This is a genomic window from Dehalococcoidia bacterium (assembly GCA_041653995.1).
Lineage (GTDB): Bacteria > Chloroflexota > Dehalococcoidia > GIF9 > UBA5629 > CAIMUM01.
Genome location: JBAZEK010000001.1, coordinates 22,291 through 36,487, shown reverse-complemented (window position 1 = coordinate 36,487; position 14,197 = coordinate 22,291). Strand labels below are relative to the sequence as shown.

General features: G+C 54.6%; 18 protein-coding genes and 1 other RNA gene. 13 read left to right on the top strand and 6 right to left on the bottom strand.

Features of this window, described 5'->3' with window-relative positions; genetic code table 11:
• Nucleotides 1-17 precede the first annotated feature (17 nt).
• From hisH to pdxT, 8 genes are all read left to right on the top strand, one after another.
• On the top strand, nucleotides 18-626 hold the full coding sequence (hisH, locus tag WC359_00195; protein ID MFA5398855.1) for an imidazole glycerol phosphate synthase subunit HisH: 609 nt from the start codon (nucleotides 18-20) through the stop codon (nucleotides 624-626).
• Between the two features lie 10 nt (nucleotides 627-636).
• The gene (hisF, locus tag WC359_00190; GenBank protein ID MFA5398854.1) at nucleotides 637-1,407 is read left to right on the top strand and encodes an imidazole glycerol phosphate synthase subunit HisF; all 771 of its coding nucleotides are present in this window, start codon (nucleotides 637-639) and stop codon (nucleotides 1,405-1,407) included.
• A 12-nt stretch (nucleotides 1,408-1,419) separates the two neighbouring features.
• Nucleotides 1,420-2,421: an NrpR regulatory domain-containing protein gene (locus WC359_00185; protein ID MFA5398853.1), complete on the top strand. Its 1,002-nt coding sequence runs from the start codon at nucleotides 1,420-1,422 to the stop codon at nucleotides 2,419-2,421.
• A 15-nt stretch (nucleotides 2,422-2,436) separates the two neighbouring features.
• Nucleotides 2,437-3,120, top strand: a complete 684-nt coding sequence (locus WC359_00180) for a response regulator transcription factor (GenBank protein MFA5398852.1) — start codon at nucleotides 2,437-2,439, stop codon at nucleotides 3,118-3,120.
• Nucleotides 3,121-3,210: 90 nt separating this feature from the next.
• Entirely contained in the window at nucleotides 3,211-4,437 is a 1,227-nt protein-coding gene (locus WC359_00175; protein MFA5398851.1) for an ammonium transporter, read from the top strand.
• Nucleotides 4,437-4,784, top strand: a complete 348-nt coding sequence (locus WC359_00170) for a P-II family nitrogen regulator (protein ID MFA5398850.1) — start codon at nucleotides 4,437-4,439, stop codon at nucleotides 4,782-4,784. Before WC359_00175 ends, WC359_00170 begins: the two co-directional genes overlap by 1 nt.
• Before the next feature lie 180 nt (nucleotides 4,785-4,964).
• Entirely contained in the window at nucleotides 4,965-6,305 is a 1,341-nt protein-coding gene (locus WC359_00165; protein MFA5398849.1) for a glutamine synthetase family protein, read from the top strand.
• A gap of 68 nt (nucleotides 6,306-6,373) precedes the next feature.
• On the top strand, nucleotides 6,374-6,991 hold the full coding sequence (pdxT, locus tag WC359_00160) for a pyridoxal 5'-phosphate synthase glutaminase subunit PdxT (GenBank protein MFA5398848.1): 618 nt from the start codon (nucleotides 6,374-6,376) through the stop codon (nucleotides 6,989-6,991).
• A gap of 13 nt (nucleotides 6,992-7,004) precedes the next feature.
• Here pdxT and WC359_00155 read toward each other — a convergent pair whose 3' ends face one another.
• The 4 genes from WC359_00155 to WC359_00140 all read right to left on the bottom strand — a co-directional run bounded on the left by WC359_00155 (nucleotide 7,005) and on the right by WC359_00140 (nucleotide 10,074).
• A complete protein-coding gene (locus WC359_00155) occupies nucleotides 7,005-8,195 on the bottom strand; it encodes a S41 family peptidase (GenBank protein ID MFA5398847.1) in 1,191 nt (396 codons plus the stop codon).
• A gap of 93 nt (nucleotides 8,196-8,288) precedes the next feature.
• An RNA gene (gene rnpB, locus WC359_00150) (RNase P RNA component class A) lies at nucleotides 8,289-8,644 on the bottom strand.
• A gap of 43 nt (nucleotides 8,645-8,687) precedes the next feature.
• Nucleotides 8,688-9,383 (bottom strand): hypothetical protein, encoded by a 696-nt coding sequence (locus tag WC359_00145; protein ID MFA5398846.1) that lies wholly within the window; start codon nucleotides 9,381-9,383, stop codon nucleotides 8,688-8,690.
• Nucleotides 9,384-9,435: 52 nt separating this feature from the next.
• Entirely contained in the window at nucleotides 9,436-10,074 is a 639-nt protein-coding gene (locus WC359_00140) for an MBL fold metallo-hydrolase (GenBank protein MFA5398845.1), read from the bottom strand.
• A 112-nt stretch (nucleotides 10,075-10,186) separates the two neighbouring features.
• Here WC359_00140 and tsaD point away from each other — a divergent pair, with 112 nt between their 5' ends.
• Entirely contained in the window at nucleotides 10,187-11,176 is a 990-nt protein-coding gene (gene tsaD, locus WC359_00135; protein ID MFA5398844.1) for a tRNA (adenosine(37)-N6)-threonylcarbamoyltransferase complex transferase subunit TsaD, read from the top strand.
• Here the strand turns inward: tsaD and WC359_00130 are convergent.
• Both WC359_00130 and WC359_00125 read right to left on the bottom strand, forming a co-directional pair.
• On the bottom strand, nucleotides 11,148-12,368 hold the full coding sequence (locus WC359_00130) for a DUF2851 family protein (protein MFA5398843.1): 1,221 nt from the start codon (nucleotides 12,366-12,368) through the stop codon (nucleotides 11,148-11,150). The genes tsaD and WC359_00130 overlap by 29 nt on opposite strands.
• Before the next feature lie 48 nt (nucleotides 12,369-12,416).
• Nucleotides 12,417-12,632 (bottom strand): helix-turn-helix domain-containing protein, encoded by a 216-nt coding sequence (locus WC359_00125; protein ID MFA5398842.1) that lies wholly within the window; start codon nucleotides 12,630-12,632, stop codon nucleotides 12,417-12,419.
• Nucleotides 12,633-12,847: 215 nt separating this feature from the next.
• On the opposite strand from WC359_00125, the gene WC359_00120 reads away from it, so the two are divergent.
• From WC359_00120 to groES, 4 genes are all read left to right on the top strand, one after another.
• Nucleotides 12,848-13,123: a hypothetical protein gene (locus tag WC359_00120; GenBank protein ID MFA5398841.1), complete on the top strand. Its 276-nt coding sequence runs from the start codon at nucleotides 12,848-12,850 to the stop codon at nucleotides 13,121-13,123.
• Nucleotides 13,124-13,134: 11 nt separating this feature from the next.
• Entirely contained in the window at nucleotides 13,135-13,428 is a 294-nt protein-coding gene (locus WC359_00115; protein MFA5398840.1) for a hypothetical protein, read from the top strand.
• Between the two features lie 29 nt (nucleotides 13,429-13,457).
• Nucleotides 13,458-13,766 carry a zinc ribbon domain-containing protein gene (locus tag WC359_00110; protein ID MFA5398839.1) on the top strand — a complete coding sequence of 103 codons (309 nt, stop codon included), beginning with the start codon at nucleotides 13,458-13,460 and terminating at the stop codon, nucleotides 13,764-13,766.
• Nucleotides 13,767-13,879: 113 nt separating this feature from the next.
• On the top strand, nucleotides 13,880-14,179 hold the full coding sequence (gene groES, locus WC359_00105) for a co-chaperone GroES (protein ID MFA5398838.1): 300 nt from the start codon (nucleotides 13,880-13,882) through the stop codon (nucleotides 14,177-14,179).
• The last annotated feature ends 18 nt before the right edge of the window (nucleotides 14,180-14,197 follow it).

The following is a 14,197-nucleotide window of genomic DNA, read 5'->3' as shown; positions in this document are numbered from 1 at the left end:
TGGGCAAAGATACAAAAATAATTGCCGTGATCGACTACGGCGCCGGCAACATCGGCAGCGTGGTTAACGCCCTGGTGAACCTTGGCCATCGGCCCACTGTCACTGGTTCCGCATCTGCAATCCTCAATGCCGACGCCGTGTTCCTGCCCGGCGTTGGCGCGGCCGCCGATACGATGAAAAGCTTGTCGGCCGCCGGAATTGATGAGTGCGTAAAGAAGCTGGTTGATTTAAAAAAGCCGCTCTTCGCCATCTGTGTGGGCCTGCAGGTGCTGCTCGACGCCACAGAGGAAGGCGGCGAATACAAATGCCTGGGCATTATACCCGGCAGGGTCTGCATGCTTCCCGCCGGATTAAAGATACCGCACATGGGATGGAACCAGGTCAAACAGATTCATGCTCACCCTATCTTCACCGGCATTCCGGATAATACCAATTTCTATTTTGTGCACAGCTATTATGCCCGGCCGATGGACCGTTCCGTTATTGCCGGAACAACGGAATACGGCCTCGAGTTCTGCTCCATGATTATTAACGACAACCTTTTCGCAACTCAATTCCACCCCGAAAAAAGCGGGGAGCCTGGACTCAGGATGTACTCAAACTTCCTGAAATATAGCCTGCTATGATCAGAATCAGATGTTGACCAAACGTATTATACCGTGCCTCGACGTAACGGGCGGACGCGTGGTCAAAGGCACGAGCTTCACCAATCTGCGCGATGCCGGAGACCCGGTAGAACAGGCAGCTTTCTATTACGGCGAAGGAGCGGATGAACTGGTTTTCCTGGACATAGGGGCAACACCCGAAGGCAGGGAAACCATGGTTCACGTAGTTGAAAACGTGGCCAAACAGGTCTTTGTTCCGCTATGTGTGGGCGGCGGACTGCGCACCATAGAGGATATGCGGCGTATGTTAAAGGCAGGCGCCGACAAAGTGTCTATCAATACCGCCGCCGTACAGAATCCCGGACTGCTCAGGGAGGGCGCCGCCATTTTCGGCAGGCAATGCATGGTGCTGGCGGTGGATGCCCGGCGATTAACCAATGACAGCACTGCCGCCTGGGAGGTCTGCACGCATGGCGGCCGCAAGCCTACCGGCATCGATGTATTGAAATGGATTGAAAAGGCGGTCGACCTTGGCGCGGGCGAGATATTGCTGACCAGCTGGGATGCCGATGGGCATAGGTCGGGTTACGATAACGAGCTCAATCGCGCGGTCAGCGAACTGGTGACCGTGCCGGTCATCGCCAGTGGCGGTGCCGGCACGCTGGAGCACCTGTACCAGGCACTGTCCCTCGGCAAGGCGGACGCAGTGCTGGCCGCCAGCATATTTCATTACAGGGAGTTTTCGATCAGGCAGACCAAAGAATACCTGGCCGCAAAAGGGATACCAGTGAGGCTGCAGTGAGGTGATCAAGATATGATTGGACAGGAAACGCGCGATGTAGAAAGAAAGATCACAGCCATACTTAAGATACTCAGCGATGCGCAGGCGCCCATGGGCAGCCGCATGATATCGGGCCTGCTGGAGGAACAGGGCATCTACCTGGGCGAACGGGCTGTGCGTTATCACCTCAAAATAATGGATGAACGCGGCCTGACGCGCTCAGCGGGTCACAAGGATGGCCGCACTATTACGGTGCCCGGCCTCGAGGAATTAAGAAACTCGCTGGTCACCGACAAGATCGGTTTTATCGGATCCAGGATAGAGCGCCTGGCCTATCAGACCAATGTTGGCCTGCGTTCAGGGACAGGACGCATACCGGTAGATGTATCACTCTTCTACCGCGACCAGTTCCCCGCAGTATTGAAAATCATGAAGGCCGTATTTGACTCCGGGCTGTCCTCATCCAGCCTGGTAGCGTTGGCCGGTGAAGGCAACAACCTCGGCGGCCTCGTGGTTCCTGCGGGCCAGGTCGGGCTGGCCACTATATGCAATGTTGCTGTGAACGGCTGCCTGCTTAAATCTGGCATACCTGTTTATGCGCGTTTTGGGGGCCTGCTGCAGATAAAGGAAGGTCACCCTTTCAGATTTGTTGACCTGGTCGAGTTCACAGGCTCGACAATCGATCCTTCCGATATCTTTATCGCCGGCAGGATGACTGACGTCATTCAAGCCGCATCTGATGGTAACGGCAAGGTGCTGGCCGACTATTGTGAAATACCCATGCTGTCCTTCAGCAGAGCCGATGAGCTGCTGCAGCGGATGAAGAACAGCGGCCTTATCACGCAGGCATTCCTGGCCAGGCCGGGTGAAAAGATCTGTGAGATACCTTTCAATCCTGAAAAGGCAGGACTGGTCTGTCTCAGCGGTCTGAACGCAGCGGCAGCTGTGGCTGAGAGCGGCATAACGGTGTCCAACCACTCCATGTGCGGTTTGCTGGACGTATCCAGGCTGCGACCGTTCGTCGAATTGTTATAATAACATCGGGGTGCCGTGAGCAATATTTTACTGGTTACCAACGAGATGGACCGCGTCAGGGACCTTAGCGCCGGCCTGAGCCGCATGGGATTCTCCTGCACAGCCTGTATTTACGCCGATGATGTCATCCAGCAGGATGCCCGTCAATCTTTTCATGCTGTTCTCATAGACATATCCTCGATATCAACGCACGGCGACTCCGCCTGGAAGTGGTTCAGGAAGCTCAAATTGCGCAGATTGCTCCCCGTCATCGCATTGGTCTCTTCATCAACATTACACCTGGTGCTTGAGCAAGGTTTTGAGGACTTCGTGATCAAGCCCTGGAACCTGGACGAGTTGTCTACAAGAATACGACGCGCCATAGCCGAAACGACGAAGCCCGACCGGGACATGGTAATCAAAGTGGGAGACCTGACCATAGATCCTGTGAGGTGCGAGGTGGAACTGGCCGGCCGCCTGCTGGCCCTGACCTTCAAGGAATATGAACTGCTCAAATTACTGGCAACCAACGAGGGCAAGGTCTTCACGCGTGAGTCGCTGCTGAACGAGATATGGGGCTACGATTACTACGGGGGAGACAGGACGGTTGATGTGCATATCAGAAGACTGCGCAGCAAAATAGAGGATCCCGTACACTCATTCATAGAAACAGTCAGAAATATCGGCTATAAATTCAAGGAATCCGGCTCAGCCAAATAGCCCCCGTAACATGATCTTAACATCGCCGTAATAAGCCCGAAACAGGCCTGCTTTAAACTTCCTTATATCATTACTTTAAGGAGGTTAACCATGAATTCCGGCGATACCGCCTGGCTGCTCACATCAACTGCACTTGTACTGCTCATGACCCCCGCTCTGGCCTTTTTCTATGGTGGCATGGTCAGGAGGAAAAACCTGCTCTCCACCATTATGATGAGCTTCGCTATCCTCTGTATGATATCCATATTATGGGTCCTCTACGGATACACCATGGCCTTCGGTCCCGATGTTAAGGGGCTGGTGGGCGATTTCTCATGGTTCGGGCTTGCCAGCGTCGGCCAGGATCCTTCCCCTGTTTACGCAAGCACAGTACCCCAGCTCGCATTTGTAGCCTTTCAGGCCACGTTCGCCATTATCACAGTGGCGCTCTGGACAGGCGCCGTTGTGGAACGTATCAAGTTCGGTGCGCTGCTGGCCTTTGCGGCTCTCTGGTTTACCCTGGTTTATTGTCCGGTCGCCCACTGGGTATGGGGAAGCGGCGGCTGGCTGGTTAAGTTAGGCGCACTCGATTTCGCCGGCGGCACCGTGGTCCACGTCAACGCCGGAATATCCGCCCTGGCCCTCGCGCTGGTGCTGGGCCCTCGCATAGGATTCAAGGAAGGCGAATCCATGGAGCCCAACAATATACCTTATGTCGTGCTGGGCGCAGCCCTGCTCTGGTTCGGATGGTTCGGCTTCAATGCCGGCAGCGCCCTGACCGCCGGAGGGCTTGCCTCCAGCGCTTTCATTGCTACCAATACTGCAGCCGCGGCGGCAGGATTTACCTGGATGATACTCGGCTGGATCAATCGCCGTCCCTCGGTGCTGGGTGCAGCTACCGGTGCGGTGGTGGGACTGGTGGCCATTACACCGGCTGCAGGTTTCGTGCCCGTCTGGGCCGCGATTCCTATCGGTGCAATCGGCGCCGCTATCTCCTATTACGTGATGGTCTGGAGGGCAAAGTCATCCGGAGTGGATGAATCGCTGGATGTCTTCGCCTGCCATGGCATGGGCGGGACATGGGGCGCCCTGGCCACCGGCATATTCGCCACCACAGCCGTCAATAGCGCCGGTTCCGGACTGATCGACGGGAACTGGAAACAGGTGCTGATTCAGATGTCGGCCATCGCAGCCACCGCTGTTTACGCCTTCGGGGTGTCGTGGCTGCTGGCGAAGGCTCTCAAATCGACCATGGGACTGCGCGTGAAAGAAGAGGAGGAAGCTGTTGGTCTCGATATATCACAGCATGGCGAAACTGCTTATGGAGGTGTTTCATAATGAAAAAAATAGAAGCTATCATCAGACCTGAAAAGCTGGACTCTATCAAGGATGCCCTGTCCGCCAGAGGGATGCTGGGCATGACCGTGACAAATGTCAGCGGCCGTGGCCGCCAGAAGGGCATTGCCCTGCAATGGAGGGCCGGTGAATATCGCGTCGACTTCCTGCCCAAGGTGAAAATCGAGTTGGTGCTTGCAGATGAGGAATGCCAGACAGCCCTGGACATCATCTGCCAGGCGGCCCGCACCGGGCGGGAAGGAGACGGAATGATTTTCGTATTACCTGTCGAGAACGCTCTGAGGGTTCGGACCAGCGATAATGGTGAAATCTGCATAACCGCAAAATGACAGAAATTTTTACTAAAATGTATAAACAATGGTCAAAATATGGCATAATCACGGGGCAATAACGGCTTTCTCCCCAAAATTTAATCTGTTTGTAACAAATGGCTGTTAAATTAATACTTGCCTGCAGATTATGAGAATAAAAACTGCCGGGTAAAAGAAATAATTATCAGGAGGAAATTCATGGCAAAGAAAGACCGGGCGGAAGCGGTTGAATACGTGCTCAAGATGGCAAAGGAGCACGATATAAAATTCATCAACCTGTGGTTCACCGACATACTTGGCTTCCTCAAGAGTTTTTCCATCACAATCGAGGAGCTTGAGCGTGCCATGGAGGAAGGCATGGGCTTCGACGGGTCGTCCATTGAGGGCTATGCCCGCATAGACGAGAGCGATATGATCGCCCTGCCGGACCCCGACACGTTCCAGCTGCTGCCGTGGAGGCCCAAGGAGCAGTCGGTCGGGCGCATGTTCTGTGACATCTACAAGCCGGAGGGCACACCTTTTGAAGGAGATCCAAGGTTCATCCTCAAGCAAAATCTAAAGCGCGCCGCCGACCTGGGCTACACTTTCTACGTGGGCCCCGAGCTGGAGTTCTTCTATTTCAAGAACAGCGGCGGCACCGAGATACTCGATTCCGGCGGCTACTTCGATCTGGTCCCGCTGGATATGGCGGTCGACCTGCGCAGGCAGACGGTGCTGGCGCTCGAGGAGATGGGCATCGGCATCGAGTATTCGCACCACGAGGTCGCGCCCAGCCAGCATGAGATCGATATGCGCTACACAGATGCGCTCACCATGGCGGACAACGTTATGACCTACAGGTTGGTGGTCAAGCAGGTAGCCATGGAGAACGGTGTCTATGCAACGTTTATGCCCAAGCCCATATTCGGCGAGAACGGCAGCGGCATGCACGTGCACCAGTCGCTCTTCAAGGGCGACAGGAACGCCTTTTTCGATAAGAACGACCCCTTCCACCTGTCCAAGATCGCCAGGAGCTATATCGCCGGACTGCTCAAACATGCTCCCGAGATAACCTCGGTGACCAGCCAGTGGGTCAACTCGTATAAACGCCTGGTGCCCGGATATGAGGCGCCCGTATACCTTTCATGGGCCCGGCGCAACAGGGCGGACCTGATCAGGGTGCCGGAGTATAAACCCGGCCGGGAGATGGCCACCCGCATGGAGTACAGGTCCCCCGATCCGGCCTGCAACCCTTACCTGGTATTCAGTGTAATGCTGGCGGCAGGGCTTGACGGCATTGAGAAAGGTCTGGAGCCGCCCGCGCCGGTTGAGGAGAACGTTTATCAGATGACCGAGGAGCAGAGGAGGCGCCGCGGCATTAAAATGCTGCCCGGCAGCCTATCAGAGGCCATCGCGTTAACGGAGAAGAGCGCACTGGTCAAAAAAGCATTGGGAGACCATCTCTTCAACGCCTTTATCCAGAACAAGAAAGTGGAATACAACAATTACAGAATCCAGGTAACGGAATACGAGATCAAGAAATATTTGCCCGTCCTGTAGTATAATCTCATCTCTAAAGACGAGGCCATGCGCCGCCCGCCTTTAAAGGCGGGCGGCGCTCATAAATTATGACTGCATCGATATCAAGTCAAAAATTGCCTGATCCGATGATAGGAGTTCTATCCCTTCAGGGCGCCTTCATAGAACACATACTCATGTTCGAACGGATCGGCGTCAGGGCAATCGAGGTGAAACTGCCCGATCAGCTGGGGCAGATCAGCGGCCTGGTCATACCGGGCGGAGAAAGCACCACCATGATGAAGCTGATGCACAGCTTCGACTTGATCGATTCGGTTAAAAATCTTGCGGTGAGAGGTGTGCCGGTCTGGGGTACCTGTGCCGGCATGATATGCCTGGCTAAAGGCGCGGTGAACCCGGACGGCAACCCCATGGAAACTCTCGGGCTGATGGACATCTCCGTGAAGCGCAATGCCTTCGGCCGGCAGGTGGACAGCTTCGAAACGCAACTACAGATATCAGGTATACAAGGGGGGCCTTTCCCCGCTGTTTTTATCCGCGCTCCCCTGATATTCAAGGCAGGGGACGGTGTGGAGGTACTGGCCAGGCTGCCCGGCGGCGAGATTGTAACGGCCGTACAGGGGAAGCTGCTGGCAACCTCCTTTCATCCCGAGCTGACCGTCGACGACAGGTTGCACAGATATTTTGCGGGCATGGCCGGCCTGTAGACTGGAGACCGTCTTATTGAGCCGGCGCCGGCGTGGGCTGCGGAGAAATGATCCCGTTCAGATAATCCTCTGCCCACTTGATCAACTCCTCGTCCTTGAGCTCCAGTGGATAATCGGGCGTCAGACCTGTGTCGCTGATAAGCGTACCGTTGGGCGTATAGTAATGCGCCGTCGTCATTTTAATGGCTGATCCGTCATCGAGCCTGACGAAATTCTGCACGCTGGCTTTACCGAATGTTTTCTCTCCGGCCAGCTTTGCCCGGCCGTTATCCTGCAGCGCACCCGCCACGATCTCGCTGGCGCTGGCGCTGCCGCCATTGACCAGCACTATCAGCGGCAGGTCTTTGGCGATGCCTCCCGGCTTGACCTTCTGGACCGTCTCAAGTCCATCCTTATCCACGGTCTTTACCGCGATGCCGCGAATTAAGAACTGGCTGGCCACATCGACGGCCTCCGAAAGCAGGCCGCCGGGATTGTCGCGCAGGTCGAGAATGAGGCCTTTGGCGCCTTGCCTGTCGGCCTCCGTCAGCGCCTTCTTAAAGTCGCTGGTTGTGGGAAGTATGAACTGCTGTATCCGTATATAGGCCAGCTGCCCGCGCATCTCGAATTTAACCGAATCCAGTTTGATCTCGCGCCTGGTTATCTTTTTCTCATACGGCTCCTTGTCACCATCCCTGTAAACCAGGAGGACAACATCTGTTCCGGCCGGGCCCCTTATCTTCTGCGACGCCTCGGTCGTATTCATCTGCGCGGTAGACTGCCCGTCTATCTTCAGTATCATGTCTCCTGACTTCAATCCGGCCTCCTCGGCAGGTGAGCCGGGTATGGGCGACATGATAATGATCTGATTGTCCTTCTTTCCTATATAAGCGCCTATACCATAGTAAAGGCCTGTAAGATCGATCAGTGTCGACTCGAATGACTGCGGTGAAAAATATTCGGTATATGGATCGTCCACCGCTGCCACCATGCCCCGTATGGCGCCCTGGGCCATCTTAATCGGATCGAGCTTGGTTTTATCAACGTAGTTCTTCTGCAGCACGTCCCAGGCCTGGCTGATGGTCAGGAACTCCTGCGGCAATCCCTGCAGGATCTTTTTATCCGCTTCGCCCGGTATAAATTTAAAATCGCAGGCCAGCATGGGCAGGCTGGTAACCAGCACAGCCAGCGCCAGCAGGACACACAGGGCAGGTTTCATTTTCATATGCATCTGACAACTCCAGTGGAAAAAAATATTAATTAAAAAGGCCCCCCGGGCCGTCATATATTGTAGCGCATTTATGCCTGCAGATAAGAATGGCCAAGCAGGCCTGTAAGCCGATTTCTGTGCCTCCGCTTGCGCGGAGCGGTGACCATCCATCTACCCGCCGTGTTGCCGCGGCGATCATGCGACCAACCCGGGGTCAGCCCAGGCAAGCCATAGCCCCCTATTAGGTCTTGCTCCGGGTGGGGTTTGCACGGCCGGCCGGTCACCCGGCCGCCGGTGAGCTCTTACCTCACCATTTCACCCTTACCCATCCTGCGACGGGCGGTATGTTTCTGTTGCACTCTCCGTAGGGTCACCCCTCCTGGGCGTTACCCAGCACCCTGCCTGGTAGAGTTCGGACTTTCCTCTACGATTTTCAAAACCGCAGCGGTCACCCGGCCTGCTTGGCTCACTTACTCTACAACTTGACTGACAGCAGGTCAAATAAACCTAAGATAGATACAATATCCGTCCGCAATTGCCGCAGGTTACGATGGCGTTGCCGCGCGCGTGCTGCATTTCGCTGACGGACAATGTCACCCGGCAACCCAGGCAGCGCCCCTGCTCCACCTTGACCACTGCCTGCCCCTTCCTGCCCTTCACAGCTTCATAAGTGGCGAGCGTATCCCTGTCAATCGAGGCCAGCATCTCGCCACGTTTTTTCTCAAGCTGCTTAAATTCATCCCTGACCTTGTCCACCTGGACCTTCAGCTCTGCTTTCTCGCTCTCCCAGGCATCGCCGGCGGACTTGCAGACATCCTTCAGTTTTTTAATCGCCACCTTGTCCGTCTCCAGCTTCTCCATCATATCCAGCAGCACGTCGTCCTTTTTATCCAGGCCCGACTTGATTAAAGTAGCCTCCTGCTCATACCCGACCAACTCCTTGGGGTTCTTTATTTTGCCGCCGTATAGCTTATCCTGGATCTGCCCGAGTTGCGTCCTCAGGGCTTCAGCCTCAGCGTCCAGCTCTTTATATCTTTTTTCGAGCCCGGCCCGCTCGTTCTCGGCCGACTTCAACGCTGATTCAGCCTGTTCAAATTGGTCGTTATGACGGATACGCAGATCCATAGCCTCAAGCTGTTTGACGTGGTCTTGAATTGAAAGCTCGATTTGCTGAAGATCGAAAACACGTTTAGCGAGGCTCATAACGAGCAATGATACGTCAGGGCAATTTATATGTCAAAGCCGGCGGGCGAGGCTAATGCGGGTAGTCGAGCAGTACCACCTGCGTGTTGAGAGGAATATTGGTCCTGGTGACGACAAGCTTGGGTTGCAGGGCCTGGTCCTTGATGCCGAGCTCCTTGAGAAATTTCTCAGGAAATTCAAGATCGGCCTTCTCGTCCCCTGTCTTGTAATGCATGGGGACGGCGTAGCCCGGATTGAGGTTCCGCACTAAATCTGCTGCGGCCTGGCCGCCGATGGTGGAATGACCACCCACAGGGACGAACAATACATTGATATTTCCCAGATCACCGGTGACCTCGGGGGTCAGCGGATGACCGAGATCACCCAGGTGGCAGAGCGTCACACCCTCCATCTCGATCACATAGATCGTATTCTTGCCTGACTTTTTGCCCTGCTCGTTGTCATGGAAGCTAGCAATGCCCGTAATGTAAGTGTCTTTTATTTCATATTCCCCCGGGCCTTTGATCACGCGGTATCCCTCCTGCAGTGTATCGAGAAAGGAATGGCCGGGATGAGCATGACTGATGGCCACTATATCCGCCTGTACCTTGCCCAGAGAATAGCCGGTGGTATCGGGACAGGGGTCGACTAATATAATAGCCTCCTTGCCTTTGATGCGGAAACAGGAGTGGCCGAACCAGGTTATTTCCATATTGTTATCCTCGCTATCAGATGGTGATTTGAGCCGGGGCTTAATTGTAGCAACACGTCCGCAAAACAGCAATCGCCGGATACTGTATTAGCTTTGTGCTATAATCCCTGCCGTGAATATACTTGCGTTCGAGACATCCTGCGATGAGACCGCCGCAGCGGTTGTAAGGGACGGGACGGCTATTTTATCCAATGTGATCTCGTCACAGGTGGACATACATGCCAAGTACGGCGGGATTGTGCCCGAAGTGGCCTCGCGCCAGCACCTGCTCACCATTGCGCCCGTTGCCGAAAAAGCGCTGGCCGAAGCGGGAGTCACGCTCACGCATATCGACGCCGTAGCCGCTACGGTGGGTCCGGGGCTGGCGGGATCTCTGATCGTGGGCGTCAATTTCGCTAAAGCGGTCTCACAGTCGCAGGACCTCCCCTTTATCGGCGTTAACCACCTGGAGGGACACATCTATGCCAACTGGCTGTACGGGGTTGAACCCGAGCTGCCCTGCCTTTGCCTGATCGTATCCGGCGGGCACAGCGATATAATCCTGATGCAGGACCACGGCAGCTTCCGCCGGCTGGGCTGCACGAGGGATGACGCGGCCGGCGAAGCCTTCGACAAGGGCGCCAGGATACTGGGATTGCCCTATCCGGGAGGCCCCTCAATACAGTCCGCCACCAGGGGTGTAACAACCAGGCTGTCGCTACCGCGCGCCTGGCTTAAGGACAGCGACGATTTCAGCTTCAGCGGAGTCAAGACCGCGCTGCTTCACATGGCTGAGGAGAAAGATGATAAGGATGAAACGTGGGTGAAAGAAGCGGCAGCAGCCTTCCAGGAGGCTATTATAGACGTGCTGGTCAATAAGACCATACAGGCTGCTCTCAGGACCGGCGTGAAGCAGATCATGCTGGCCGGCGGAGTGGCTTCAAACAATGCTCTGCGCGAGCGCTTCAAAGCTGATTCACCCCTGCCTGTGCTGATACCGCCGCCTATACTGTGCACGGATAACGCGGCCATGATCGCATCCTGCGCCTACTACCACTGCATATCGGGCAACCTGCGGGCCGGGGAGCACGACGTCATACCGGGGCTGGCTTTCGCAAAGTGACCACGGGGCAAATTCCGCATTCTCTGGTGCGGCACCAATTGTGGTAGATATGCAGCAGGCCTTGCTGCCTGCAGGCGCCGTAGGCCTGATTGCCCAGCAGACCACCCATGTAACGCGTCAGCTCATTTTGTGATAGCGAAGGGTATGATTCATAGATGCGCTTCACATTGTTTTCCAGCAGGCCGTTATTGATGTTTGCGCCGCAGGCATGCATAAAAGGCAGCACCGCATTCACCACTATCTCCCTGGCTCTGCCGGCCCCTATCAGTACGGGCGAATCAACTCCCCCCACCGTAAAAGACCTGTCGAGAACAGCGGCAGCCTCCCTCGGCAGCGCATTATTCAACCGCTCAACCAGGCCTGGAACCATGCCCGTCTTCTCATATCTGTGCAGCAGGTGGCACAAGCCTGCGATCCTCAAAGCAGGATGGTTCAACGGCCTTGAGGACGCTGTGGCCCAGTCAGACGCCCTCATGGGCTGTACACCCTCAGGCATACGCCCTATCCATCGGTCCGCGAGGCCCGCTGCGCTCAGCAACAGATTGTATTTGGCACGAATACTCTCAGCAGCATTACGCCTGACTATTTGCAGCGTGACCTTTTCAGCCAGCGTCTCGAAAGGCTTGACGTTCCAGGCGTACCCCAGCGCGCGACAGACGCCCTTATACAGGATTTGATCCGGGTCGCCGTTCCGCAGCGCCTGCGCAAACCGGGCCGATTTTTGTTCGAACCTTGCAAGGCCGGCCTCAACAATAACCAGATCCGTCTTCTTCCCGGAGCCTGGCAGGTGCGGGCAGCGCCGGGCTGATCCTGCTGACATGACTCTCGGCAGGTTGCTGCCTGTCTTAACGTACTGGGCCAAGATCACGGTGCTGAGGATGCGTCCGTCCTGCAGCCTGACGGGCAGGAGTCCGCGCTGCCACATCGACACGTGCAGTATCACGCCGTTGTAGTGCGCGTCCCTGTGGTGCCCGTGCTGCCGCCAGAGGTCGGACGTGACGTGGACCTCGACATCCCCGACGGTCTTCTCCCCGTCTATCTTTATCACCACGTCCTGGAAGTCGCAACCGCCGCGTGTGCTGACACGTCCCGGGCATACAACCTCAATGTTGTGTCCCGAGTCATCGTTGAAACGCGACAGCCGGCCCGACAGCCATAACGCGGAAACCGATCTCTCCGTTATCGTTTCCATATTCGTTACACGTTATAGTGTATTAAACGTTAAAAAAGGGGCACTTATTCATGCTTTGTATTTGAATCCGCTGCGGTCCGCTATTATGCTCAGAAATTTGGCGGAAGCTCCCCTGGGTTCATAGTCTCCCTGCTCCCATTCGCTGACCGTCTGCTGCCTGATCCCCATCTGGCCGGCCAGCTCGACCTGCGTGAGATCAAGATGGTCCCTGAGGGCTTTGATGCTCCCTGCATCCCAATCCTGCTTTTTCTCAGCCTTTTTCATCTACCCACATTATACACTATAACAGGTTATTGGTTCTACTATATTATGTTCACTTCGCATTTTGGTAATGTGTACCCTTCACAATGTGTCAATTTATACTCATGACATTAAAGAAGTGGGTTTTTCCCACTTGATTCTTTGTCCCACTATTGATACAATACAGTACAAAGCAGCTTATTGGCCAACGAAGTGTATAAATGAAATAAGGATTCACTGTGATAATAAAAGATCAGGATTTCAATAAAATAGCGGACAGTATTAAGCCGGATGCAAAAAACAGGGTGGTTCTGCGGCATGTACATGTAGAGGAGGGTGTCACCTATCACTTATATAAAAATTCCCTGGGCCAGATTGTATTGGATCCGCAGGTGACCGTACCTGCCTCAGAGGCATGGCTATTTAATAATCCTGCCGCCCTGAATTCCGTGAGAAAAGGGCTTGTTGATGCTGCAAAAGGCAGGATATCAAAAGTTGATCCCGATTCCCTGTAAGGTTGAGGCCCTTGTTCGAATTACACTGGACGACCGAGGCGGAAGAAAAATACAGGTTACTGAAAAACAACCCTGCCTTAAGTAAACGTTATAAAGCTGCCAAGAAAACCATCCAATATCTGGCATCCAATCCCCGTCACAACAGTCTGCAAACCCATGAGTTTACCAGTTTGAAGGGCCCCAATGGAGAAAAGATTTTCGAAGCATATGCTCAGCAAAAAACGCCCGCCGCCTTCAGGGTTTTCTGGTATTACGGCCCCTCCCCAAATATAATAACTATTGTCACCATCATCCCACATCCCTAGTATTTACCTGATCACCTGGAGTGTTTGCCATGCCGATTTACGAATACGTGCCTGTCAGAACCGGATGCAATTTTTGCAGCCGGGGTTTCGACGCCCTGCAAAAAATGACAGACCCGCCGCTTAAGGCATGCCCTAAATGCGGCGAGCCTGTCCGCCGCGCCTTCTCCAGCTTCGCAGCCTGCAGTGTAGAAACTCCGGTCGATGCGGAGGCGCTTAACACCAAACTCCGCGATTACGAGAAAAAGGGTATGTGGAGCCACGCCGCCGAACTGGCCGATAAATCAGCCCTCAACGAGAGGGCCATGGACAACTACCGAAAGGCCGGTTATAACTTTTAACCTCCATCCTGTTAAATACGTTTATTAGCAGTCACCCCTTTACAGTGATAATTTTTTGTGCTACTATACTTAGCAGTCTCGTAAAGAGATTGCTAATTTTTAAGGAGGTACGCATGGCTGTAAAAATTCAACCTTTGGGTGACAGGGTAGTTGTAAAGCCTCTTGAAAAAGAGGAAAAGACCAAGGGAGGCATCTTCCTTCCCGACACGGCAAAGGAAAAACCGCAGGACGGCAAGGTATTGGCCGTTGGCCCGGGCAAGCTGTCGGACGACGGCAAAAGGCTGCCCATGGACGTGGCCGTAGGTGACATCGTCATCTTCGCCAAGTACGGCGGCACCGAGATCAAGGAAGACGACGAAGAATTGATCATCCTCAGGGAAGCCGATATCCTGGCCAAGAAGAAAAAGGCATAATCTGATCCATTTGATAAG